Annotated in this window: 26 protein-coding genes; 13 read left to right on the forward strand and 13 right to left on the reverse strand. The window is 71.4% G+C overall.

What is annotated here, in order from left to right:
* Nucleotides 1-44 precede the first annotated feature (44 nt).
* Nucleotides 45-308, reverse strand: a complete 264-nt coding sequence (locus D0Z08_RS32955) for a hypothetical protein (protein ID WP_245993889.1) — start codon at nt 306-308, stop codon at nt 45-47.
* Between the two features lie 69 nt (nt 309-377).
* Here D0Z08_RS32955 and D0Z08_RS11720 point away from each other — a divergent pair, with 69 nt between their 5' ends.
* Nucleotides 378-1,118, forward strand: coding sequence for an SMP-30/gluconolactonase/LRE family protein (locus D0Z08_RS11720; protein ID WP_245993890.1), 741 nt, complete (start codon nt 378-380; stop codon nt 1,116-1,118).
* Nucleotides 1,115-2,377, forward strand: a complete 1,263-nt coding sequence (locus tag D0Z08_RS32650; RefSeq protein ID WP_220454152.1) for an ankyrin repeat domain-containing protein — start codon at nt 1,115-1,117, stop codon at nt 2,375-2,377. The genes D0Z08_RS11720 and D0Z08_RS32650 overlap by 4 nt, the downstream gene beginning before the upstream one ends.
* Here the strand turns inward: D0Z08_RS32650 and D0Z08_RS11730 are convergent, their stop codons facing one another.
* Genes D0Z08_RS11730 through D0Z08_RS11740 form a run of 3 tightly spaced genes read right to left on the reverse strand, consistent with a single transcriptional unit; the run spans nt 2,378 to nt 7,219 of the window.
* Complete coding sequence (locus D0Z08_RS11730) at nt 2,378-5,575, reverse strand: DEAD/DEAH box helicase (RefSeq protein WP_118925428.1); 3,198 nt, start codon at nt 5,573-5,575, stop codon at nt 2,378-2,380.
* Between the two features lie 52 nt (nt 5,576-5,627).
* Nucleotides 5,628-6,644: a lytic transglycosylase domain-containing protein gene (locus tag D0Z08_RS11735; RefSeq protein WP_118925429.1), complete on the reverse strand. Its 1,017-nt coding sequence runs from the start codon at nt 6,642-6,644 to the stop codon at nt 5,628-5,630.
* Complete coding sequence (locus tag D0Z08_RS11740) at nt 6,641-7,219, reverse strand: cob(I)yrinic acid a,c-diamide adenosyltransferase (RefSeq protein WP_118925430.1); 579 nt, start codon at nt 7,217-7,219, stop codon at nt 6,641-6,643. Before D0Z08_RS11740 ends, D0Z08_RS11735 begins: the two co-directional genes overlap by 4 nt.
* 109 nt (nt 7,220-7,328) lie before the next feature.
* Between D0Z08_RS11740 and D0Z08_RS11745 the strand changes: the two genes are divergently transcribed.
* Nucleotides 7,329-7,667, forward strand: a complete 339-nt coding sequence (locus D0Z08_RS11745; protein ID WP_245993891.1) for an STAS domain-containing protein — start codon at nt 7,329-7,331, stop codon at nt 7,665-7,667.
* A 77-nt stretch (nt 7,668-7,744) separates the two neighbouring features.
* Complete coding sequence (locus D0Z08_RS11750) at nt 7,745-9,775, forward strand: protein meaA (protein ID WP_220454153.1); 2,031 nt, start codon at nt 7,745-7,747, stop codon at nt 9,773-9,775.
* A gap of 20 nt (nt 9,776-9,795) precedes the next feature.
* Here the strand turns inward: D0Z08_RS11750 and D0Z08_RS11755 are convergent, their stop codons facing one another.
* A complete protein-coding gene (locus D0Z08_RS11755; RefSeq protein ID WP_245993892.1) occupies nt 9,796-10,155 on the reverse strand; it encodes an ArsC/Spx/MgsR family protein in 360 nt (119 codons plus the stop codon).
* Nucleotides 10,156-10,261: 106 nt separating this feature from the next.
* On the opposite strand from D0Z08_RS11755, the gene D0Z08_RS11760 reads away from it, so the two are divergent.
* From D0Z08_RS11760 to D0Z08_RS11770, 3 genes are read left to right on the forward strand one after another with little or no spacing between them, the layout of a single operon-like run.
* Nucleotides 10,262-10,462, forward strand: a complete 201-nt coding sequence (locus D0Z08_RS11760; RefSeq protein ID WP_118925431.1) for a hypothetical protein — start codon at nt 10,262-10,264, stop codon at nt 10,460-10,462.
* 21 nt (nt 10,463-10,483) lie between these two features.
* Nucleotides 10,484-11,008 carry a ferritin gene (locus tag D0Z08_RS11765; RefSeq protein ID WP_118925432.1) on the forward strand — a complete coding sequence of 175 codons (525 nt, stop codon included), beginning with the start codon at nt 10,484-10,486 and terminating at the stop codon, nt 11,006-11,008.
* Between the two features lie 16 nt (nt 11,009-11,024).
* Entirely contained in the window at nt 11,025-11,963 is a 939-nt protein-coding gene (locus tag D0Z08_RS11770) for an FAD-dependent oxidoreductase (protein ID WP_118925433.1), read from the forward strand.
* Nucleotides 11,964-11,995: 32 nt separating this feature from the next.
* On the opposite strand, the gene D0Z08_RS11775 is transcribed toward D0Z08_RS11770, so the two are convergent.
* The 3 genes from D0Z08_RS11775 to nucS form a co-directional block, all read right to left on the reverse strand.
* Nucleotides 11,996-12,583: a DUF952 domain-containing protein gene (locus D0Z08_RS11775; protein ID WP_118925434.1), complete on the reverse strand. Its 588-nt coding sequence runs from the start codon at nt 12,581-12,583 to the stop codon at nt 11,996-11,998.
* A 45-nt stretch (nt 12,584-12,628) separates the two neighbouring features.
* The gene (locus D0Z08_RS11780) at nt 12,629-13,570 is read right to left on the reverse strand and encodes an esterase/lipase family protein (RefSeq protein ID WP_118925435.1); all 942 of its coding nucleotides are present in this window, start codon (nt 13,568-13,570) and stop codon (nt 12,629-12,631) included.
* Between the two features lie 103 nt (nt 13,571-13,673).
* The gene (gene nucS, locus D0Z08_RS11785; protein ID WP_118925436.1) at nt 13,674-14,363 is read right to left on the reverse strand and encodes an endonuclease NucS; all 690 of its coding nucleotides are present in this window, start codon (nt 14,361-14,363) and stop codon (nt 13,674-13,676) included.
* A gap of 131 nt (nt 14,364-14,494) precedes the next feature.
* Between nucS and D0Z08_RS11790 the strand changes: the two genes are divergently transcribed.
* Nucleotides 14,495-15,667 (forward strand): 3-hydroxyacyl-CoA dehydrogenase family protein, encoded by a 1,173-nt coding sequence (locus tag D0Z08_RS11790; RefSeq protein WP_118925437.1) that lies wholly within the window; start codon nt 14,495-14,497, stop codon nt 15,665-15,667.
* Nucleotides 15,668-15,744: 77 nt separating this feature from the next.
* Here D0Z08_RS11790 and D0Z08_RS11795 read toward each other — a convergent pair whose 3' ends face one another.
* The 4 genes from D0Z08_RS11795 to D0Z08_RS11810 all read right to left on the reverse strand — a co-directional run bounded on the left by D0Z08_RS11795 (nt 15,745) and on the right by D0Z08_RS11810 (nt 18,493).
* Nucleotides 15,745-16,260: a DUF4189 domain-containing protein gene (locus tag D0Z08_RS11795; protein WP_118925438.1), complete on the reverse strand. Its 516-nt coding sequence runs from the start codon at nt 16,258-16,260 to the stop codon at nt 15,745-15,747.
* 17 nt (nt 16,261-16,277) lie between these two features.
* Nucleotides 16,278-16,778: a DUF4189 domain-containing protein gene (locus D0Z08_RS11800; RefSeq protein WP_118925439.1), complete on the reverse strand. Its 501-nt coding sequence runs from the start codon at nt 16,776-16,778 to the stop codon at nt 16,278-16,280.
* 127 nt (nt 16,779-16,905) lie between these two features.
* A complete protein-coding gene (locus tag D0Z08_RS11805) occupies nt 16,906-17,964 on the reverse strand; it encodes a hypothetical protein (RefSeq protein WP_118925440.1) in 1,059 nt (352 codons plus the stop codon).
* 1 nt (nt 17,965) lies between these two features.
* Complete coding sequence (locus tag D0Z08_RS11810) at nt 17,966-18,493, reverse strand: SigE family RNA polymerase sigma factor (RefSeq protein ID WP_118925441.1); 528 nt, start codon at nt 18,491-18,493, stop codon at nt 17,966-17,968.
* Nucleotides 18,494-18,674: 181 nt separating this feature from the next.
* On the opposite strand from D0Z08_RS11810, the gene D0Z08_RS11815 reads away from it, so the two are divergent.
* Both D0Z08_RS11815 and D0Z08_RS11820 read left to right on the forward strand, forming a co-directional pair.
* On the forward strand, nt 18,675-19,451 hold the full coding sequence (locus tag D0Z08_RS11815) for an alpha/beta fold hydrolase (protein WP_118925442.1): 777 nt from the start codon (nt 18,675-18,677) through the stop codon (nt 19,449-19,451).
* A 94-nt stretch (nt 19,452-19,545) separates the two neighbouring features.
* Nucleotides 19,546-19,953, forward strand: coding sequence for a hypothetical protein (locus tag D0Z08_RS11820; RefSeq protein ID WP_147381414.1), 408 nt, complete (start codon nt 19,546-19,548; stop codon nt 19,951-19,953).
* Between the two features lie 60 nt (nt 19,954-20,013).
* On the opposite strand, the gene D0Z08_RS11825 is transcribed toward D0Z08_RS11820, so the two are convergent.
* A complete protein-coding gene (locus tag D0Z08_RS11825; RefSeq protein WP_118925444.1) occupies nt 20,014-20,553 on the reverse strand; it encodes a CGNR zinc finger domain-containing protein in 540 nt (179 codons plus the stop codon).
* A gap of 39 nt (nt 20,554-20,592) precedes the next feature.
* Here D0Z08_RS11825 and D0Z08_RS11830 point away from each other — a divergent pair, with 39 nt between their 5' ends.
* Genes D0Z08_RS11830 through D0Z08_RS11840 form a run of 3 tightly spaced genes read left to right on the forward strand, consistent with a single transcriptional unit; the run spans nt 20,593 to nt 23,195 of the window.
* On the forward strand, nt 20,593-21,558 hold the full coding sequence (locus D0Z08_RS11830) for an EamA family transporter (RefSeq protein ID WP_118925445.1): 966 nt from the start codon (nt 20,593-20,595) through the stop codon (nt 21,556-21,558).
* 27 nt (nt 21,559-21,585) lie between these two features.
* Nucleotides 21,586-22,098, forward strand: a complete 513-nt coding sequence (locus D0Z08_RS11835; RefSeq protein WP_245993893.1) for a SigE family RNA polymerase sigma factor — start codon at nt 21,586-21,588, stop codon at nt 22,096-22,098.
* Nucleotides 22,098-23,195, forward strand: a complete 1,098-nt coding sequence (locus D0Z08_RS11840) for a hypothetical protein (protein ID WP_118925447.1) — start codon at nt 22,098-22,100, stop codon at nt 23,193-23,195. The genes D0Z08_RS11835 and D0Z08_RS11840 overlap by 1 nt, the downstream gene beginning before the upstream one ends.
* The last annotated feature ends 3 nt before the right edge of the window (nt 23,196-23,198 follow it).

Consider the following 23,198-nt stretch of genomic DNA (forward strand, 5'->3'; position numbering starts at 1 on the left):
GAACAGCCTAGGGAGCGGGCACACCGACGGCATCAACCAATTGGCTATCGAGAGGTAGCCGGCTGCCGGACGTCCGGGGCCGGGTCCGGGCCGCAGAGTGGAGCCATCCGAGATTCCAGCACCCAGGAGAGATCGATGAAGCGCACCACCCTCGTGACCAGCACCCTGCTCGCCGCCACCGCGGCCGCGGCCACCATCGGCGCCGCGCCGGCGCTGGCGGACCAGGAGCCCGGCCGGCCGTCGACGTACCAGCTCGCCGGCGACCCCGTCGGCCCGGCCAACCCGGCGGGCTCGAAGTTCGAGGGCATCGGCGCCGACCAGCGCCGCGGGGTGTTCTACGTCAGCGAGGTGACCGGGGCGAGCTGCACCGGGGCTCGGTGGACTCCGCGCAGACCGCGCAGTGGCTGGCCGGCGACGGCACCGACGGGCGGTTCACCGCGCGCGGCATCACCGTCGACGACGCCGGCCGGGTCTACGTCGCCGGCGGCCCGAACGGCATCGGCAACGACCGCCCCGACCTCTGGGTCTACGACGCGGAGGGTAACCTGCTCGCCGCCCTCCGTGCCCCCGGCACCGACGTGTTCCTCAACGACGTGGCGATCGGGCCGGACGGCGCGGCGTACTTCACCAACTCCAACGATGCCCAGGTCTTCCGCGTCGCCGACGAGGGCACCGGCTGGCAGGCGACCCTGTGGGCCGACGCGACGGGCACCATCGAGCGGCGGTCCGGGTTCAACCTCGGCGGCATCGTGCTGACCGCCGACCGCAGCGCCTTCGTCGTCGCCCAGGGCAACACCGGGCAGCTGTGGCGCTTCTCGACCCGGACCGGCGAAGTCAGTCAGGTCGCGACCGGCGGTGCCGACCTGGTCAACGCCGACGGCCTGGTCCGTCAGGGTGACCGGCTCACCGTGGTCCGCAACTTCAGCAGGATGGTCGCGACGCTGCGCCTCACGACCGACGGCAGCCGCGCCGTGCTCCTGGACCAGGTGGCGAGCTCGCCCGACCGGGTGCTGACGACCGCGAAGGCCCTGCACGGCCGGATCCTCTACGTCGACAGCAAGTTCGACGAGACGGTGGCGTCCGGGCCGTACGACGTCGTCACCGACCCCACCCGATGAGGCGCACCGTCCTTGCCGTCCTCCCGCTCGCGCTCGCCCTGGTCGCGTGCGGGGACGGCGGGTCGACCCCCAGGCCGGAGTCGTCCGGCAGCGTCGACCGCACCCCGGCCGCGCCGGGCTCCCCGAGCGCCTCCAGCTCGTCCGCCGAGCCGGACCCGGCCGACCAGGCCGCGCTCGACGAGCGGCTGCGCGACGCGGCCTGGGCCGACGACGTACGGCGGGCGCGGCGACTGGTGCGGCAGGGCGCGGACGTGAACGCGAAGGACGAGACCGAGCAGTCGGCGTACCTCATCGCGACCAGCGAGGGCTACCTCGACCTGCTCCGCCTCACGCTTCGCAACGGGGCGGCGATCAACGACAAGGACAGCTGGAACGGCACCGGCCTGATCCGCGCGGCCGAGCGCGGCCACGGCCTGGTGGTCGGCGAGCTGCTCCGGGCCGGCATCGACCGGGACCACGTGAACCGGATCGGCTACCAGGCCATCCACGAGGCGGTCTGGCTCGGCGAGGACACGACGTCGTACGCGACGACGGTCCGGGTGCTGGCAGCCGGTGGCGTGCGGCTGCAGGACCGGTCGACCTCGGCCGGCCTGACCCCGCTGGAGATGGCCCGCGAGCGCGGGCTCGACGGACTGGAGAGGATCCTGGAGAACGTGACCACTGCCGACCAGCCGACCGATCCGGCCGCGGCGTTGCTGCGGGCCGCGGCGGACGGCGACGCCGATGCGGTCGCCGTCGCGCTCCGCGCCGGCGCCGACATCGAGTCCCGGGACGAGCACGACCGCACCGCGCTGCTGCTCGCCGCGACCTACGACCACGTCGCCGTCGCCGAGCTGCTCGTCGCGATGGGTGCCGACCCCGACGCGCTCGACGACCGCCACGACACCCCGTGGCTCGTGACCGGGGTGACCGGCAGCGTCGCCATGCTCGAGGCGCTGCTGCCCGCGAACCCGGACCTGACGATCCGCAACCGGTACGGCGGCCTGTCGCCGATCCCGGCCAGCGAGCGCGGGCACGTCGACTACGTCCGCCGGGTCGTCCGGACCGGCATCGACCTCAACCACGTCAACGACCTCGGCTGGACCGCCCTGCTCGAGGCGATCATCCTCGGCGACGGCGGCGCCGCCCACCAGGAGATCGTGCGGATCCTGCTGGCGGCGGGCGCCGACCCGGGCATCGCCGACGGGGACGGCGTGACGCCGCTGCAGCACGCCGAGCAGCGCGGGTACGACGAGATGGTGGCTCTGCTGAGACGTTAGTCAGTCGAAGAGCCCGCGGATGTCGTCGGCGTCGAGCGCGGTGCTCATCACGCCCTCGCCGTCGATGACCTGGGCGAAGAGCTCGGCCTTGCGGCCCTTGAGCTCCATCACCTTCTCCTCGATGGTGTCGGTCGCGACGAGCCGGTAGACGTGGACGTGGGCGGTCTGACCGATCCGGTGCGCGCGGTCGACGGCCTGCGCCTCGGCGGCCGGGTTCCACCACGGGTCGAGCACGAAGACGTAGTCGGCCTCGGTCAGGGTGAGCCCGACGCCCCCGGCCTTGAGCGAGATCAGGAAGACCGGTGCACCACCGGCCCGGAACTCGTCGATCACGCCCGCCCGGTCGCGGGTCGAGCCGTCGAGGTAGGTCGCACCGATGTCCTCCGCGGCCAGCCGGTCCCGGACCCGGGTGAGGAACGACGTGAACTGGCTGAACACCAGCGCCCGGTGGCCCTCGGCCGTGATCTCCTCGAGGTGGTCGACGAGCAGGTCGAGCTTGGCCGACCCGACCGCGTCGTGGGCCGGGTCGACGAGCGCGGGGTCGAGGGCGAGCTGGCGCAGCTTGGTGAGCGCGCTGAAGATCGCCACCCGGTTGCGGGCGAAGTCCTCCTCGACCAGGCCGAGGATCCGCTGCCGCTCCTTGGCCAGGTGGGTGTCGTAGATCTTGCGGTGCTTCGGCTCGAGCACGACGTCGAGCACCTGCTCCTGCTTGGGCGGGAGGTCGCTGGCGACCAGCTCCTTGGTGCGGCGCAGGAGGAACGGCCGGATCCGGGCGCGGAACCGGTCGAGCACCGCCTTGTCCCCGTCGCGCTCGACCGGGCGGGCGACCCGCTCGTTGAAGAGGCGCGGCCAGGGGTAGAGGCCGGGCACGGTGATCGACAACAGCGCCCAGAGCTCCATCAACCGGTTCTCGAACGGCGTGCCGGTGACCGCGAGCTTGAACGGCGCGGCGACGGTCCGGGCCGCGGCGTAGGTCTTGCTCTGGTGGTTCTTGACCTGCTGCGCCTCGTCGAGGACCAGACCGCCCCACTGCACGGCGGCGTAGCGGGCGTGCGCGAGCCGCAGCACGGTGTAGGTCGTGACGACGACGTCGCTGTCGGCGGCGATCGCGGCGACGTCATCGGTACGACGACCGCAGACACCCAGCCGCAGGCCCGGAGCATGGCGCTCGACCTCGTGCGCCCAGGCGGTCACCACGCTGGTCGGCGCGACCACGAGGAACGGCCCGTCCTCCGGGCGCCGCTCGCGGGCGTGGTGGATCAGCGCCAGCACCTGCAGGGTCTTGCCGAGACCCATGTCGTCGGCCAGGATCCCGCCGAGGCCGTGCTCCCAGAGGAAGGCCAGCCACCAGAACACCTCGCGCTGGTAGGACCGCAGGTCGGTCACCAGGCCGACCGGCTCCGGTCGCGGGATCTCCTTGAGGTCCCGCAGGGCCTGGGCGCGCGCGACCCACGCGGCGGCCTGGGCGTCGACGATGCCGGTCTCGGCCAGCTGGGCCCACAGGCCGAGGTCGTGGGTGCCGATGCCGATCCGGTCGCCGTCGCGCTCCCGCAGCTCGGCGGCAGCGGCCACCACCTCGCGCAGCCGGTCGAACTCCGGCCGGTCGGTCGCGATGAAGAGACCGCTCGGCAGGACCAGGAACTCGTGCTCGAGCGTGAGCGCGGCGATCACGTCGGGCAGCGGGATCCGCTCGCCCTCGACGTTGACGGTCACCGCGAGATCGAGCCAGTCGGTGACCCGGTCGGCCTCGGCGTCCGCTGCGGGCGTGACGACGTCGAAGCTGATCACCGGCGCCGAGGTCGCCTCCCGGAAGTCCGGTCGCTGCTCCTCGACCACCTCGATGTCGGGCAGCTCCCTCAGGTGCGGGAGGTCGTGGATCGCCAGCGACAGGGCGTCGCCGTCGCGCACCGACCGTCGTCCCAGCAGGCCGGACGGCACCGTCGCCCGGATCGTGGTCTCGGTGCGCCGGTCGCGCAGGCCGTCGAGCAGGTCCCTGGCGTCGAGTCCGCAGCGGTGGGCGTCGTCGTACCGCCACTCCCAGATCAGCTCGGCCGTGGTCGAGCTGACCCAGCCGACGGTGACCACCAGTGTCGGCCGGACCGGCACTGGTACGTCGACCGACCCGTCGGGGGAGCGGACCGTCAGGTGCCGGAGCAGCCCGGCCAGCCGCTCCCGGAACGCGTCGATCTCCGCCGCCGGCACCTCGAGCGGCTGGTCCTCGATCAGCCGGCGCGCGACCGTCGGCACGTCACGATCGAGCTCGGCGATCTGCAGGTGACCGTCGTCGAGCAGCGCCACGATCCGGTCGTTGCCGATGAACCGGACCCGCTCGCCGCGCCGCAGCTCCCCGTCGACGTCGACGCCGAGCGTCAACCGTGCGATCGAGCCGTCGCTGGTGATCTCGGCCGTCAGGCCCACCGGCTTCTCACGAAGGGTGACGCCCGTCAGCGGCGGCACCGGGACGAACGCGACGCCGGCTGCCTCGGCGGCACGCAGCAGCCGCAGTAGGTGGGGTCCGAACTGGGCGAGGGTCGGGGCGGTGCCGGCCGGCTGGTAGCCGCGGTGCCGCTGGAGCGCGCCGTGCAGCGCGCCGATCGTGTCGGCGTGCTCGGGAAGGAGTGTGCGGGCGACGACGGCGCCGGGGATGTCGGGCCAGTCGGCACCCGTCTTGATCCACGCCTGCTTGGCGCCGGGTCGGAGCGGCCGGAGGCCGAGGAGCGGCCCGTCGTCGCGGTAGGAGTAGATCCGCTGCTCCTCCAGCGAGAACTGCAGGGCGAGCGGGAACTGCGCCACCTCTCGGTCGGCGGTCCGTGACAGGTCCTCGACGAGCGACCCCAGCTGACGCTCCCACTCCGGCACCCGCTCGGCGCCGACGTGACCGTCGCGCATGCTCAGGGCGACGGCTGCGCCGTGCTTGCACATGTTGCGGACCGGGCAGGTGCAGAGGCTGAAGATCCAGCCGGCGGTGCGGGAGCGACTGCGACCGCTGGGCCGCCCGACCTCGCAGTGCAGCTGCACGTGGTACGCCGTCGGCGCGGATCCGTAGACGTACGCCGTCGCCGTGACCGATCCGGCGCTCAGCAGCTGCAGGTGCGGCGGGCCGTCGATCCGGTCGAGGTAGCCCCGCGCGCGCTCCAGCGTCTCGGGGGCGAAGTGCTCCTCGAGGAACTCGTCGGTCAGTGATGCAAGGACGTCCACGGCCCGCCCATCGTGGCACGCGGCCACGACAGTCCCGTCGGTCCTCCACAGGTCAGTCGGTGACGGTGCCGAGGTGCCGCTCGGGGTGCTGCCGGACGTACACCCGCACGGGCACCGGCGCGGTCTCCCGGTAGCCGATCGGGAGCCACAGGTCGCCGATCGTCGAGAGGTAGAGGATCTGCCAGCGCACCAGCTCGCCCAACACTCGCGGGTCGCGCTCGAGGATGGAGGCGTAGGACAGGATCCCAGCGACGTAGCCGCCGTGGTTGTTGTAGCGGTAGAGGGCGTTCTCGACGCCCGCCCCGCTGATCGTGCCGGTGTCGCCGCCGTTCGCGGCGAGGTAGTTGGCCGCCCCGAGGATCGCGTCGTGGGGGTCGTCGATGTCGCCCTCGCCGTACGCCGCCCAGGTCGAGGGGATGAACTGCATCGGCCCCTGCGCACCCGCGGTCGAGAGGCCGCGGATCTTTCCGAACCCCGTCTCCACCAGGTTGATCGCGGCGAGCAGCTCCCACCGGACGCCGTGGACCCGCTCGCCCTCGCGGTAGAACCGCAGCAGGTCGGCGGTCGGGGCGGGCTCGACGATCTCCCACGCCGGCAGCTCGTCGGACAGCGTGGTCAGCACGCTGCGCAAGGAGTGCCGGGCGGTCAGGTGCGCGTCGAGGTCGGCGCGGTACCGATCGGGTACGGCGGCGCGCGCCGTCCGCTCCCACTCCGGTGTCCGCCCGAGCTGGCGGTAGAGGAGCTGGGCCTCGAACGCCGCCGCCTGCCGGACGTCGTCAGCCGTGCTGTCGTCGCGAGCCAGGTCCTCGGCGGTGGTCAGGCGCTCCGCCAGCTCGCGGGGGCTCGCGGCCGGCACGAACGTCGTCGTCAGTGGGGGAGCACTGGGCCGGGGCTCGCTGGGCCGGGACTCGCTGGGTCGCGTCTCGGCGCGGGGCTTCTTGTCCGTCTTGCCCTTCTCGCTCCGCGCGTGCTCCGACGTGCGCTCCTCGGCGGCGGGCTCGTCGTCGCTGCACCCGGCGGTGCCGAGCAGCACCGCGACGGCGACGAGCGCAGCGAGCAGAGGCCTCACTTGCCCCGCTCACCGCCGGGCACCCAGAGGACGTCCCCGTTCTCGCGGTTGGCGTAGCGGGCCAGGATGAACACCAGGTCCGAGAGCCGGTTGAGATAGGTGATCGCGAGCTTGTTCATGGTGTCGCCGTGGACGGAGTACGCCGCCCACGCGGCCCGCTCGGCTCGTCGTACGACGGTCCGGGCGACGTGCAGGTGAGCGGCCGCCGGGGTGCCTCCGTTGAGGATGAAGGAGCGCAGGTTCGGGACCAGTGCGTTGTAGTGGTCGCACCAGGCCTCGAGCCGGTCGACGTACTCCTGCTCGATGCGCAGCGGCGGGTACTCGGGGTTGGCGACCACCGGCGTGCAGAAGTCGGCGCCCACGTCGAAGAGGTCGTTCTGCACGTGGGTGATGACCTTCACGACGTCCTCGTCGAGGCCGCCGCTGGCGAGTGCGACGCCGAGGTGCGCGTTGGCCTCGTCGACCTCGGCGTAGGCCACCAGCCGCGGGTCCGTCTTCGACGTGACGCTCATGTCGCCGAGCCGGGTCTCACCGGCGTCGCCGGTGCGGGTGTAGATGCGGGTGAGGTTGACCATGACCAGAGCGTACGGCGCCAGCCGGTGTGACCTGCGACACACCGACCCGCTGGGCATGCAACCGAATCGGTCTGTCGCGCGTCATGGTGGGTAGAGAGTCACCACGAGCGTGATCGACCACACCGAGGGAGGGGAGGACATGCAGATCATGACCGACGGCCCGACCTTGATGCTGAGCGGCGACCTCGACGTCCGGAGCACGGGTGAGGTGCGCAACGCCGTCTACGACCACCTGCGTCACCACGACGGCGCCATCACGATCGACATGTCCGAGGTGGAAACCATCGACCTCACCGCCCTCAAGGTGCTGGCGGTCGCCAGCCGGTTCGCCCTCCGCGGCGGTCAGCGGATCGTCCTGCGGGATGCCTGCCCGGCGGTGCGCCGGATGCTGCACCTGAGCCACTTGATCCGGTTCTTCGAGGTCGAGCGCGAGGCCATCGCGGTCTGACCCGGCGCGATCCGTGTCGGAAACCCCACACGTCCGGGGCGTTACCTGGGGGTAGCAACCGCTTTATCCTGCCCCTTATGAGCGAGACCTTGAGTGCCAGGCCCCAGAAGGACCGACCGTGGGTGATGCGCACCTACGCCGGCCACTCCACGGCTGAGGCCTCCAACGCGCTGTACCGCACGAACCTGGCCAAGGGCCAGACCGGACTGTCGGTGGCGTTCGACCTCCCGACGCAGACCGGCTACGACCCCGACAGCCCGCTCGCGCGCGGCGAGGTCGGCAAGGTCGGCGTACCCGTGCCGCACCTCGGTGAGATGCGCAAGCTCTTCAAGGACATCCCGCTCGTCGAGATGAACACCTCGATGACGATCAACGCGACGGCCATGTGGCTGCTCGCGATGTACCAGGTCGCGGCGGAGGAGCAGAACCCCGACCTGTCGCCGGAGGAGGTGGCCGCGCAGCTCGCCGGCACCACCCAGAACGACATCATCAAGGAGTACCTCTCGCGGGGCACCTACGTGTTCCCGCCGGAGCACTCGCTGCGGCTGATCGCCGACATGATCGCCTACACGGTCCACCAGATCCCGAAGTGGAACCCGATCAACATCTGCAGCTACCACCTGCAGGAGGCGGGGGCGACCCCGACGCAGGAGCTCGCCTACGCCCTGTGCACCGCGATCGCGGTGCTCGACCAGGTGAAGAGCTCCGGCCAGGTGGACGAGGCGGACTTCGAGAAGGTCGTCGGCCGGATCTCGTTCTTCGTCAACGCGGGCGTCCGGTTCGTCGAGGAGACGTGCAAGATGCGCGCCTTCAACCAGCTCTGGGACGAGATCACCCGTGAGCGCTACGGCGTCGAGGACCCGAAGATGCGCCGGTTCCGGTACGGCGTCCAGGTCAACTCGCTCGGCCTCACCGAGGCCCAGCCCGAGAACAACGTGCAGCGGATCGTGCTCGAGATGCTCGGCGTGACGCTGTCGAAGAACGCCCGCGCCCGCGCGGTCCAGCTGCCGGCGTGGAACGAGGCGCTCGGCCTGCCGCGGCCCTGGGACCAGCAGTGGTCGCTGCGGCTGCAGCAGGTGCTGGCGTTCGAGTCGGACCTGCTGGAGTACGACGACATCTTCGACGGATCGCACGTGATCGAGGCGAAGGTCAACGAGCTCGTCGAGGGGGCCAAGGCCGAGATCGACCGGGTGCAGGCGATGGGCGGCGCGATCGCCGCGGTCGACTCCGGCTACATGAAGCAGGAGCTGGTCTCCGCCCACGCGGCCCGCCGCGGCCGGATCGAGGCCGGCGACGAGGTCATCGTGGGCGTCAACAAGTTCGAGACGACCGAGCCGAGCCCGCTGACCGCGGACCTCGACGGCGCGATCATGGCTGCCGACCCGGAGGCGGAGAAGTCCGCGCTCGCCTCTGTCGAGGCCTGGAAGGAGCAGCGCGACGAGACCGAGGTCGCTGACGCGCTGGCGAAGCTGGCGGAGGACGCGAAGAGCGGCGTCAACCTGATGACCGCCACCCTGGCCGCCGCCCGCGCGGGCGCGACCACGGGGGAGTGGGCCGGCACGCTGCGCGAGGTGTTCGGTGAGTTCCGTGCGCCGACCGGCGTGAGCGGCGCGGTCGGCGTGGCCGAGGCCGGCGCGGAGCTCACCGCTGTCCGCGACGCCGTGAAGAAGACGGGCGAGGAGCTCGCGGGTCACTCGGGTGGCCGGCTGCGGCTGCTCGTCGGCAAGCCGGGTCTCGACGGGCACTCGAACGGCGCCGAGCAGGTCGCCGTACGGGCCCGCGACGCCGGGTTCGAGGTCATCTACCAGGGCATCCGGCTGACGCCTGAGCAGATCGTCGCGGCCGCGGTGGCCGAGGACGTGCACTGCGTGGGCCTCTCGATCCTGTCCGGCTCGCACATGGAGCTGGTGCCGAGCGTGCTCGACGGCCTCAAGGAGGCCGGGATGGGCGACGTGCCGGTGATCGTCGGCGGCATCATCCCCGAGTCCGACGGCCGACGGCTGGTCGAGCTCGGCGTGGCCGCCGTCTACACCCCGAAGGACTACGGGCTCACCGAGATCATGGGCGGCATCGTCCAGGTGATCCGCAAGGCCAACGGCCTCGACTGAGGCTGTCGGTCGGCGTCGGTTCAGTCGGCGGCGATCACCCGGGCCAGCGACTCAGGGTCGCGGGCCACGACGGTCGTGCCGTCCGCGGCGGTGATGATCGGGCGCTGGATGAGCCGTGGCTGGTCGACCATCGCCTCGAGCCACGCGTGGCGGTGCGCGACGTCCTTCGCCGGGAGGGTGACGCCGAGCTTCGCGGCGTCCGCGGTGCGGGCGATGTCCCAGGGCTCCAGGCCGAGCCGGGCCAGCACGTCCTCGAGCTCGGCGACGGTCGGCGGCTCCTCGAGATAGCGGCGTACGACGTACTCCTTGCCCGCCGCGTCCAGCTCCCTGACCGCGGTCCGGCACTTCGAGCAGGCGGGGTTCAACCAGATCTCGATCACGTGAGCACCCTAGACCCGGCCCCGCCCCGCGCCCTGGGTGTTCTCGCGGGTCCGTGTGGCGGACCGTACATAGGCAAGCCTCACCTCGGACCGTTACCCTCGGTCCATGGGCAAGGGCAAGAAGTCGAAGGCGCGCAAGCTGCCGAAGACGAAGTGCTGCGTCTCCAAGTCGAAGTGCGGACGCTGCCCGTTGCGCATGCTCAAGGAGGGCACCCTGCCCGACGGCTACGCCGTCAAGAAGCGGGTGCTGGTGCGCGCCAAGGATGGCAAGAAGGCCTCCAAGAAGGACCTGCAGAAGGCTGCCTGACCGGGCGATAGGGTTTCGGCCATGGCTGCCTCCCGCTTCACCGATCAGCTCAACGTCCAGATCGGCAACGAGTTCGCTGCGCACAACCAGTACCTCGCGTGCGCGGTGCACTACGACGCGCTGACGATGCCGCAGATGGCGGCGTTCTTCTACGCGCAGGCGCTCGAGGAGCGCGAGCACGCCATGATGATGGTGCAGTACCTCCTCGACACCGACGCGGCCGTGCAGATCCCGGGCGTCGACGCGCCGGCCTCGGACTTCGTCGACGTCGTCGCCCCGATCGAGCTCGCCCTCGCGCAGGAGAAGCGGGTGACCGAGCAGATCAACAGCCTGCTCCGGATCGCACGGGAGGAGAGCGACTTCGCCTCCGAGCAGTTCATGCAGTGGTTCATCAAGGAGCAGGTGGAGGAGGTCGCGACGATGAGCGACCTGCTCACGATCGTCACCCGCAGCAAGGACGACCTCAACGACATCGAGGAGTACGTCGCGCGCGAGCAGGGCCGCCGGGCTGCCGATCCGACCGCGCCCACGGCCGCGGGAGCCTGACGCAGAGGACGCGCTCGTGTCCAGGGTGGTCGTCGTCGGTGCCGGCGTGATCGGCCTGACCAGCGCGGTGCGGCTGGCCGAGGCCGGCCACGAGGTCGCCGTACTCGCCCGGGACCTGCCGCGGGAGACGACGTCAGCGGTGGCAGCGGCGCTCTGGTACCCGTACCTGGCCGCGCCGCAGGACCGGGTGACCGGCTGGGCCGCGCGGTCGTACGAGGTGTTCGCCCAGCTGGCCCCGGATCCCGCGACCGGCGTCCGGATGCAGTCCGGCACCGAGCTCTTCCGCAGCACGAAGGCCGACCCCTGGTGGCGAGGTGCGGTTCCGTCGCTGGAGCGGGTCTTGCCGACGGACGGGCTGCCGACCGGGTACGTCGACGGCTGGAGGTTCGTCGCGCCGGTGGTGGAGATGCCGGTCTACCTGGACTGGCTGGTCGCGCGGCTGGCCGCGCTCGGCGGGACCCTCACCCGGCTGTCCCTCGGCGGCCTGGCGCCGACCGGCGACGGCCGCGCCGACGTGGTGGTCGACGCCGCCGGGCTGGGTGCCCGGCTGTTCGCGGGGGACCGGTCCGTCGTGCCCGTCCGGGGCCAGGTGGTGGTGGTCGAGCAGGTCGGCCTGCGCGAGTGGTGGCTGGACACCGACGGCCCGATGCCGACGTACGTCGTCCCGCGTTCCTCCGACATCGTCGTCGGTGGCACCGAGGAGCACGACGAGTGGAGCCGTACGCCGGACCCCGACGTCGCACGCGCGATCCTCGAGCGTGCGGCCGCTTTGGTGCCGGCGCTGGGCGGGGCGAAGGTGCTGCGGCACAAGGTCGGGCTCCGGCCTGCCCGGCCGTCCGTCCGGCTCGAGCGCGTCGGCGGCGTCGTGCACTGCTACGGGCACGGCGGTGCGGGGGTCACGCTCAGCTGGGGCTGCGCGGACGAGGTCGTGGAGCTCGTCGCCGCCGCTGGTTGAGGTGCGAGCCGGCGAGCCTCGAAACCATGGCCTCAGGCGTGCCTGCGGACGTAGAGCCAGCGTGCGAGCCCGCCGCCGACGAGCACGCCGACGGCCAGCCCGGCGACCAGGGCGATGTCGCCGCCGATCGCGCTGCCGACGCTGACGCCGATCGCCGTCGTCACCAGGATCAGGATCAGCAGTGCCATGTTGACGAGCATCTCGGACAGGAAGAACCTGCCGAAGGAGTCGCCCGTGGGCGCCGGGGGAGTGGCGTGCGGGGTCGCGGGCGGGGTAGCGGGCGTGGTCACGCTGCCGCGGACCGGGACGGGGATCGCCTTCACCACCGCATCGAGCGCGAGTGGCCCGTAGATGTGCGGGAAGGTCTCCGGCGAGCCCGGCGCGGCCGTTTCCTCGACCACCGGTACGTCGAGCCGGTCGGTGTCGATCTGGAGCAGCAGCAGCGGCGCGGTCACGTCGGCGTAGAACCTGTCGCGCACGGTCGGCCACTGATCCCCGCGACTCGCGTGGATGAAGCCCTCCTCGGCGAGGGTCCGCCCCAGGGTCGAGACCGTGTAGGCGCCGGCGTCCTGGGCGGCCGCCCAGTCCGAGGCGAGGGCGAGGTGGAAGATCGTGGCCATGGCGGGCCACATCCTATTGACGACGACCGGACGGTTGTCCGATCCCTATCTGAGGACGTGACCCAACATCGCCAAGGAGTGCCGACCGCGGAGGGCAAGACTGCCTTCGGCGTCGCGCTCCTGCGCATCGTCGTTGAGGTACTGGCAGTGGCGGTAGCACGGATCGACGTAGATCAGATGGACTCCTCTGATCGCCATCGCGGAGTCGGTCGGGATTCCGTCGCACAGCAGCGTTTTCCCGTCGTCCTCCGACCCCATCGCCCACCATGCGGTGGTGTTCGATCCTTGTGGGCGGCGGTTGGTCCTCAGGTCGGCGAGGAACCGTGAGCCGGGCGTCATCTCCGCGCACTGCGTGTTGGCGTGGCACTCCTTCGCCCAGCCGGTGTGCGGGGTCGCGATCGTCAGCGCGATGCGCACGTCCAGCGCGGGTGGGAACGCCGGATCGCGGATCTGCACCCGGCGCAGCGCTTCGCGGATGACGAGTCCGCCCATGGAATGGCCCACCGCGTAGACGGGCCGGCCCGCCCTCGTGAACTCGTTGTGGATGAACCACGCCAGGTCGCGGGCGATCTGGACGATGGATGCGTCGTTGGTGTAGCCCGCTCGGGGATGGGCGCCGCCGCTGGTCCGCGTGGTCGGGTAGTCGGTTCCCGGTCCGGACCCCGTGATGTCGACGCCGTTCGTGTCGCACTTGTAGAAGCTGACCGGAAGCACGTCGGCCGCGGGGATGTTGCGGCGCACGGTCAGCTCGGTCTCCGCCCCGCGCCAGTAGCTGGCCAGGTTGATTCCTTCGCAGAGGCTGCCCCGCGTGGTGTAACCGTGGACCAGGACGACCGGCGGATGACCGGTGAGGGCAGCGGTGCTCGTGAGGGCAGCGGTGCTCGAGAGCACAGTGGTGCTCGCGAGCACAGTGGTGCTCGCGGGCGCGCCCAGCTGGACCACAACCGAGACGATCAGGATCAACGCCACGGTGGCGAGCTTCCCCATGCCAGGAGCCTTTCGGTGACTTGGCGACCCGAGTCGCTGCCTGGACAACTGCCGGGTCCGGGATTGGTGACGGCCGGGCCCGGTCGCTTGCACCCGACCCGGGCTAGAAGAGTCGGTCGGTGGGGTCGTCCAGACCCCGGAGGGCGTCGTAGTCGACGAGCGCGCACGTGATGCCCCGGTCGCCCGCCAGCACCCGCGCCTGGGGCTTGATCTCCTGTGCGGCGAAGATCCCACGGACCGGCGCCAGCAGCGGGTCGCGGTTGAGCAGCTCCAGATACCGGGTCAGCTGCTCGACGCCGTCGATCTCGCCCCGTCGCTTGATCTCGACCGCCACGCTGACACCGTCGGCGTCGCGGCACATCAGGTCGACCGGGCCGATCGCGGTGGGGTACTCCCGTCGTACCAGCGAGAGGCCGGGCATCAGCGTGCCCGGGTGCTCGGCCAGGAGCTCCTGGAGGTGCTTCTCGACGCCATCCTTCTGGAGTCCGGGGTCGATGCCGAGCTCGTGGTTGGAGTCGTGGTGGATCTCCTCGATGAGGATCCGCAAGGTGTCGGGGACGGCTCCCTTGGCAGCCTTCGCGGTCACGGTCCACTCCACCGCACCGTCGTCGGTCGTGCCCTCGCGGACCGTGCACGGCGGCGACATCCAGTTGAGCGGCTTGTAGGAGCCGCCGTCGGAGTGGACGAGCACGGACCCGTCGGCCTTGATCATCAGCACCCGGGTGGCCATCGGGAGGTGGGCGGTGAGGCGACCGGCGTAGTCGACCTGGCAGCGCGCGACGACGAGTCTCACGGTCGCCCAACCTACAGTGGCGCCCGCGGAGATCGACGCCGGACCGCCCGTGATGGCACCAGCTGGCCGGATCTGTCTCGCATAGTTACCTGCGGGTACAGAAGGGGCCGCGTTTTGCGACACTTCCTTCCATGACGCTGACCAACGAGCAGATCTTCAGCACCCTGGTGCTGCCGTACCTGAACCACGCGGTGCGCATGTACGAGGCGTCGTACGCCTCCAGCCCCGACATCGACGCCGCGATGAAGTTCGGCTGCGGCTATCCCCAGGGCCCGCTGACCGTGATCGACGAGCTCGGCGCCGCCACCGTGCGCGACCAGCTCGCGGCGCGGTTCGCCGAGACCGGCGACCACCTGCACGAGCCTGCCGAGCTTCTGGAGAAGCTGGCGACCGAGGGCCGCACCTTCGCCGAGGAGGCCGCCGGCGCCGAGGCCGCCGCGCCGGAGCTCAAGCGGGAGATCCGCAAGGTCGGCGTCGTCGGCACCGGCACGATGGCCTCAGGCATCGTCCAGGCCTTCGCGCAGGCCGGCTACGACGTCGTGTTCGTGGGGCGTGGCGAGGACAAGATCGCCGGGGTCGTCTCCTTCATCGACAAGGGCCTCGCCAAGCTCGTCGAGAAGGGCAAGATCGACGAGGACACGAAGTCCGACGTGCTCGACCGGCTGACCGGCTCGACCGAGCGCGAGGCGCTGGGCGACGTCGACATCGTCGTCGAGGCGATCGCCGAGGACCTCGCGATCAAGACCGAGCTCTACAAGGACCTCGACCGGATCTGCAAGCCGGGTGCGATCCTCGCGACGACCACCTCGTCGATGCCGATCACCAAGCTGGGCGAGGCGACGTCGCGACCGGAGTCGGTCATCGGCATGCACTTCTTCAACCCCGCCACGATCATGAAGCTGGTCGAGGTCGTCACCACCGCCGACACCGGTGCCGACGTCAACGAGACGGTGCTCGCGCTCTGCGCCAACGTCGGCAAGGTCGCGGTCTCGTGCGGCGACCGCTCCGGCTTCATCGTGAACTGCCTGCTGTTCCCCTATCTCAACGACGCGGTCACGCTGCTCGAGTCGGGCGCCGCCTCGATGGACGAGATCGACGCCGCGATCAAGGAGCAGGCCGGCTTCCCGATGGGGCCGTTCCAGCTGCTCGACGTCGTCGGCAACGACGTCTCGCTCGCGATCCAGCAGGAGCTCTTCGCCGAGTTCAAGGAGCCCGGGTTCGCGCCGGCCGCGCTGCTCGAGCAGAAGGTCGCCGAGGGTGCCCTCGGTCGCAAGACCGGCAAGGGCTTCCACGACTACCAGTGAGCCTGGACACCCAGGCGCAGTACGACGAAGCGGCCCCCATCCGGACGGGTGGGGGCCGCTACGTCGTACCCGTCAGGTCAGCGGGTGCGCGTGGTGCAGACCGCCCGCTGGAAGTACTCGTCACCGGGCCCACGGACCTTGGCGAGGGCGTTGGTGATGGCCGTCGCCTGGTCGTAGTGCCGGCCCGGAGCCCACTCGACGATGACGTCGTCGTTGACCCTGATGGCCACGGCGAGGCACTTGTTCCTGGCGACGTAAGCGGGCTTGCACTGCCCCGGGAAGCCGGTCGTGGCTTCCGAGCGCCTCCTGCACTTCCGGAGGGCGATCCGCTGCGCCCGCGCCGCCGTCCGCTTGTCGTTCGCGAATCCGGTCTGTCCGGTGCGGGTGTTCAGCGAGATCGCGCCGTAGCAGCGCTTGCGCCGCCAGTTGCAACCGACGTCGCCCTCGCTGCCGGTCGTCCGCTCGACGGCCGGCGCAGCCGCGACCGACGCCGGATGCGCGGATGCAGACGACACGGGAGCCAGGAGGGTGCAGGCGAGCACCGCGACACCGCCGAGGGACAGCAGCGAACGGAGGAGGTTCGTGAGTCCCATCCGCGGTCCCCGTGGACCTAGAAGCGGCGCAGGCCGCAGGCGAGCCGCGAGAAGACGATCTCACCCGGTCCGTCGTTGACGGCCCGCCGTGCTTGCCGCTTGGCGGGAGTCTCGGTGTCGGCCTTGCCCCTGGCCCACTCGACGATCCGACCGTCACGACGCCGGAAGAAGACCGCGACACAGCCGTTGCGCCGGTACACCTCGCGCACGGACGGGCGGAGGCAGGAGCTCCTGGCCCGGGCGTTCACGGGACGGCTGCGGCACTTCTCGAGCGCCGCCCTCATCGCTGCTGCCTTGGTGCTCCGACCGCGTTCCGGCGTCGTCCAGCCGGAGTAGCCGGTCTTGGTGTTGAACGAGATCGCGGTCCAGCAGTTCGGCGCCCGGCAGCCGGCCGCACGAGCCGTGTCCTCGGGTGGGAGGGCGTGTGTCGGCCCGGACGGTACGGCGAGCAGGGTGCCGCCGAGCAGCACTGCGGTGGCCAGGACGAGCGCGGCGCGGATGGACAGAGCGGATCGCAAGACTTCTCCCCAGGGTCGGCAAAAGGAGTTTCACGTCCCATCTTGACTCATCCCGCCCGAGTTCGTGGGCTTGCCTCCCATATGTCGGCAGTTTCGCCCCTGAGTTTCGGCCCCTTGATCGGACCGCCTAGAGCGCCCCGTGCGAGGCCAGGTAGACCTCTTCGAGGACGTCGCCGTCAGGCGACGTGATCCGGATCGCGACCTCGGCGCTGTTGGAGATCTCCGCGGCGACCAGGTATGCCCCGTTCGTGGGAATCGAGGTCGCCAGCACGCGCTCGCCTCCCACCAGGTCGACTCGGAAGCCATCGGCCAGATCCGCGCCGTACACGACGCAGACCCCGTCGCCGTTGGCCTGGTCGGCGCACTCGCCGACATAGGGGGGATACCGCCGGTCAGGAGCCGTTCGGGGTTCAGCGGGGTGACGCAGGCCCTCCAGGTCCAGGAGGGCGCCACCGTCCGCCTCGAGCATGCACGCCGCGTAGTACCCGTTGTCCGACCTCAGCATCGCGAACAGGTAGTCGGTCGTCTCCGCTGTTGCGACCACCTGCCAGCCGCCGACGTCGTAGGCGGCGCGGTGGGCGCAGAGGTCGGCGACGGCTGCGTGGTCGTCCGCCGGTGGCAGCGGTGCGGCCTGAGCGTTCTCGACCCCGTCGAGAAGGTCCGCCTGCGGGATCAGGCAGAGCCCGCCGATCTCGTCTGCGTCGGGGAGCGCCGATCCGGACCACCCTTCCCTCCGCCGCGGGGGCGGAAAGTAGGAGACGCCCTTCGTGCCGGCCGGCAGGAGCTCAGCGATGTGACCCTCGCGGTTCTCGATCCGCTGACCGGTGGTCGCCGCCGACACGGCGGTGCCGTCCTCGTCGACGCCGCCGACCCACCGGGTGCTCTCGCCCTCGCCGTTGAGAACGACGCTGCAGCGGCGCTCGACCTCGTCGACGGGGATCCGGACCTCTTCGTACGACGAGCTGCGCTGGTCCGGGTCGTCGACCACGTCCTGGCGGTCGTCGTCGGACGGCAGCCCGGTGACGAGCGCGGCCGCCGCGACGACGGCGGCCACCGCGCCGCCTGCGAGGGCGAGCCGACGGTTGCGGACCTTGCGCTTGCCGGCGGTGAGGAGGTCCCGCGGGTCGAGACGGTGGTCGTCGCCGGACCCGGCCGCGTCGTGGAGGAGCTGGTTGAGGTCGTTCATCTCAGGCTCCCATCGGAAGGGTCAGGCTCGGCATTCCGAGGGCGGCGAGCTCGCGCTTGAGCGCGGCGATCCCGTGCGACGTCTGACTCTTCACGTTGCCTTCTGAGCACTTCAGGATGCTTGCGGTCTCGGCGACCGAGAGGTCCTCGAAGTACCGCAGCACGATGCACGCGCGCTGGCGCTCGGGAACCTTGCGCAGCGCCTGCACGACCAGGGCGCGGTCGGCCCGGTCGCCGGCGCCGTCGCCTTCACCGACGGCGTGGTCGGTGTGGTGGTAGACGAGCACCTCGGGGCGGCGGGCCCGCTTGCGGTGGTGGTCGATCGCGGCCGACACCACTGTTCGACGGGCGTACGACGCCAGGCCGCCCTTGCGCTCGAGCTTCGGCCATGCGACGTAGACCTTGATCAGCGCCTCCTGGGTGAGATCGGCGGCCAGCGTCCAGTCGCCGGTCATCAGGTACGCCGTTCTCCGGAGCCGGTCCTGCACGGCCTCGACGAACTCGACGTACTCAGCGTCATCCCGAGCCACGCCGACCTCCTTCTCTCGCGTTCAGTATGGAGAACGTCGCGTCTGCGAGCGGGGTTGCATGCCGCCGCCGAGCATCTCTGCATGCGCCCGGCCGCCCGGATCGGCACCTGGATCGCCGTCGGGCTCGCTCGCTTGATCGAGGGACGGGCGCGCCGGCGCGGGCGCCTGAGAGACTGACGCCGTGCCACTCCACACGACGTCGTACGGCGAGCACGGCAGCCGGGTCGTCTTCTGCCACGGCCTGTTCGGGCAGGGGCGGAACTGGACCCAGCAGGCCAAGGCGCTCGCGACCGACCACCGGGTGCTGCTGGTCGACATGCCCGACCACGGCCGGTCGCCGTGGAGCGACCGGTTCGACTTCCTCGCGGCCGCCGACCAGGTGGCGGAGCTGCTCACGGCCGACGACCCGGTCGTGCTCGTCGGACACTCGATGGGCGGCAAGACCGCGATGGCGCTGGCGCTGCGCCGCCCGGAGCTCGTGGAGCGGCTGTGCGTGGTCGACGTCGCGCCGGTGGCCTACGAGCATGCGTCGGAGTTCGTGCGCTACATCGACGCGATGCTGGCCATCGACCTGACGACGCTGAGCAGCCGCGGCCAGGCCGACGCCGCGCTGCGCGACGCGGTGCCGGACGACGGGGTCCGCGGCTTCCTGCTGCAGAACCTGCGCCGCGAGGGTGGCGTCTGGCGCTGGCAGCCCAACCTGGAGCTGCTCCGCGCCGAGATCGACGAGGTCGGCGGCTGGCCGGCCGCCGCACTCGACGGGGCGTCGCCGTACGACGGACCGGTGCTGTGGGTCGGCGGCTCGGAGTCGCGCTACGTCCTCGATGACTACGCCGGTGCGATGGAGCGCTACTTCCCGCGCGTCCGCCGGGTCACCGTCAAGGGTGCCGGCCACTGGGTGCACTCGGAGAAGCCGGAGGTCTTCGGGGAGATCGTGCGGCGTTTCCTCGACGGCTGACTGATCGACAGGCCGTGTGTGGGGCGGGGACACCGGGGGTAGTTAGGGTCTGTCCACCCCCCACGTCTTGATGAACGAAAGGCTCTACATGCGCATGCTCAAGATTCTGGCGGCAACCGTCGCCGCCGCGGCCGTCACCCTCGGGATGTCCGTCGGCCCCGTCCAGGCCGAGGAGGTGACGTCCGAGCGCGCCGGCTTCGGCCGGTACAACGTGTTCGCGAAGGACGACAACACGCTCGTGGCTCAGGGCGAGGCGAACCGGTTCCGGCGCAAGATCGTGCTGATCCAGCGCGCCAGGGCGAACGGCCACGACTGGACGACGATCGCCCGGGTCCGCACGTCGCGGACGGGGAAGTTCGGGACGACCCTCCAGGCCGGGCGCGACATCCCCTGCAACGGCACCCGGTTCAAGACCCGGGCGAAGAAGAAGGGGCAGGCCTCGTTCAAGCTGGACCTCACGGACGATGGCCAGATCCAGGTGTGGTTCTGCACTCGCAGCTAGCCCACTGACGACGGTCACGCCGCCCCTCGCACCACTGGTGCGAGGGGCGGCGTGCTGTTGTCAGGCGCCCGACGCCTGGCGGGCGCGGTAGGCCGCGACGGCGTTGCGGTTGCCGCACGCGGTGGAGCAGAACCGGCGGGAGCGGTTGCGCGACAGGTCGAGGACCAGTCCCTCGCAGTCGTCGTCGGCGCAGACCCCGAGCCGGGACAGCTCGTCGGCCCGGATGACGTCGATCATCGCCATCGCGGTCTCGACGATGATCCGGTCCGCGAGCGGGCGGTCGGGCGCGACCGCGTGCAGGTGCCAGTCGTAGCCGTCGTGGCGCGCGAGCTGGGGGAGAGCCTTGGCCTTGAACAGCATCTCGTTGACCAGCACGGCCGCCCGGTCCCGGTCGCTCGTCAGCAGCTCGCGCAGCACCGGCAGGATGGCCCGGACGGAGTCGACCTCGGCCTGGTCGCCGTCGTGGCGGCCGGTGTAGCCGAAGTCCGAGAGGAACTCGTCGAGCTCGTCGGAGGTCGTCAGGGAGACCGGCTCGAGGTCGGAGTTGACCAGCGTCACGGCCGCCTGGAGTGCCATTGCGGTGTCATGGGCGAAAACCACATTGACACGTTACCGCACGCGCCAGTAGTGTCATTGGTCATGGCGACGATGACTCATGACGCACCGGTGGCGGTCCCGCCCCGGTCCGCGACCGGGATCACGGTCGCGCTGCTGTCTGCGGTCACGTTCGCGCTGTCCGGGGCGCTGGCCTCGCCGCTGCTCGACCACGGGTGGAGCGCCGGCGCCGTCGTGCTGGTCCGGATCGGCCTGGGCGCGCTCGTCGTGCTCCCGTTCGGGCTGGTCGCGCTCCGCGGCCGGTGGGACCTGCTGTGGCGCAGCCTGCCGACCGTCGTGCTCTACGGGCTGCTCGCGGTGGCCGGAGCCCAGTTCTGCTACTTCTCCGCGGTCCAGCACCTCGATGTGGGCCCCGCGCTGCTGATCGAGTACACCGCCCCCGCAGCGGTCGTGATCTGGCTGTGGCTGCGGCACCACCAGCGCCCGGGCAGGCTGACGATCGCCGGCGCCGCCGTCGCCGGGCTGGGGCTGCTGTTCGTGCTCGACGTGTTCGCCGGCTTCGGCCTGCACGCGGGCGGCGTCGCGTGGGCGCTGGCCGCGATGGTCGGCGCCGCGGCGTACTTCGTCATCTCGGCCGACGACACCACCGGCCTGCCGCCGATCACGCTGGCGGCCGGCGGCCTCGTCGTCGGTGGACTCGTGCTCGGGGCGCTCGGCGCCGTCGGCCTGCTGCCGATGCGCGCCGAGCGCACCTCGGTGTCGTACGGCGGCGCCGACGTGGCCTGGTGGGTGCCGCTGGTGCTCCTCGGCCTGGTGACGGCGTCCTTCGCCTACGTCGCCGGCATCGCCGCCGCCCGGCTCCTCGGCTCGCGGCTCGCGTCGTTCGTCGCCCTCTCCGAGGTCGTGGCCGGCGTGCTGTGGGCCTGGGCGCTGCTCGGTGAGCTGCCCGGTCCGCTCCAGCTGGTGGGCGGGCTGCTGGTCCTCGTCGGCGTGGTCGGGGTCAAGCTCGGTGAGAAATCTGCGGTCGAGGTGCAACAGATCCCTCTGTGACGGCGTGAGTCGTGCATGGATGTGGGGGTGACCGAGCCCAGCGCGGCCGTTGAGCCCGGCTTCGACGCATGGGTCGAGGCGAGGGCCGCCGCGCTGCTGCGGTTCGGCTACCTGGTGACCGGGTCGCAGCAGGCAGCCGAGGACGCCGTGCAGACGGCGCTGGTCAGCGCCTGTGAGAAGTGGGCACGCGTCAGCCGGCATGACGACCCTGACGCCTACGTGCGGCGGATGATCGTGAACGCGCACATCTCCGCCTGGCGGCGGAGCGGGCGCCGGGAGTCGCCGGTCGCCGAGGTGCGCGACACCGCGGGCACCGACCCGGCGCAGACGGTCGCCCAGCAGGACGCCGTCTGGCGGATGTGCACGCGGCTGCCGACCCAGCAGCGGGCCGCGGTGGTGCTGCGGTTCTACGAGGACCTCGAGTACGGCGAGATCGCCGCGATCCTCGATGTCACCGAGCCCACGGTGCGCTCCCACGTCCACCGGGCGCTCGCGGCACTGCGCCGCGAGCTCGAGGCTTCGCGAGAAGGGGAGTCGTGATGGACGAGCGGGAGATCGAGCAGGTGCTGCGGACCGGCCTGGAGCGGCACGCGGCCGAGGCCGACGTGACCGCGCCGGTGGCGGCGCGCGTGCGGACCGAGGTGGGGCGACGGCGCCGTACCCGTTGGGGCTCGGTCGCTGCCGCTGCCGCGGTGGTCCTGGTGGCCGGCGGAGTGGCGGTCGCGACCCAGGGCGGGCCACGCGATTCGAAGGAGCCTCCGGTGGTGACCGACCCGACCGCGGACGACGCGCCGCCCGTCGACGGAGACCGGCGCACGGAGTACTGGCAGGGGATCGCGGTCGACATACCCGCCGACTGGGGGTACGGCGGCGCCCCAGCCGAGTCGGGCAGTGAGGTCGTCGCCTGCTTCCCCGAGGCGTACGTCGGCCCGGACGGGAGCCACCTCAGCCGCCCCGGCGAACGGGGCTGGGTCGGCCGGCCGATCACGATGACCGACGTCTGCGCCCGGTACCCGTGGATCGAGAACTCTCCGCAGGAGGAGCCCACCCAGCCGTACGTCTGGCTGGGCGCTGCGGTCGAGCCGGGCGTCGTGGAGTACGCCAACGGCTACGTCCAGGAGACGGTCGAGGTCGACGGCGTCCCGGTCACGGTCGCCAGCGACGACGCCGGGCTGCGCGAGGAGATCCTGGGAAGCGCGCGACCGAGCGAGGACACGCTCTGCGAGCCGAGCCTTCGATGGTTCCCGCGCGCGGGAACCTCGGTGATCGACGTCGAGGACCCGTCGCCGGAGCCGTACGCGTGGGTGTGTGCCTACCGCCGGACCGACGACGGCAGGTTCGGGCTGTCGTACGCCGCCCAGGTCGATCCCTCGGCTGCGGAGGCGGCGATCGAGGCCCAGCAGGCTGCGCCGGACCAACGCGTGGACTGCGACTACGAGCCGGTCGAGTTCGTCGTCCTGAAGGACGGGGTGAGCGGCAGCACGGACCGGGTGACGGTCTACGAGACCGGGTGCGCCGACGGCACCGTCCACCTCGGCGGTGGCGTGAGCAAGCAGATGGTGGCCGCCGGCGTCGACCCCTGGGCCCGCAGCGGCATCCGCGCGGCGCTCTCGTACTTCATCGGGCCGCAGGGCTGAGTC

Source organism: Nocardioides immobilis (assembly GCF_003515065.1).
Lineage (GTDB): Bacteria > Actinomycetota > Actinomycetes > Propionibacteriales > Nocardioidaceae > Nocardioides > Nocardioides immobilis.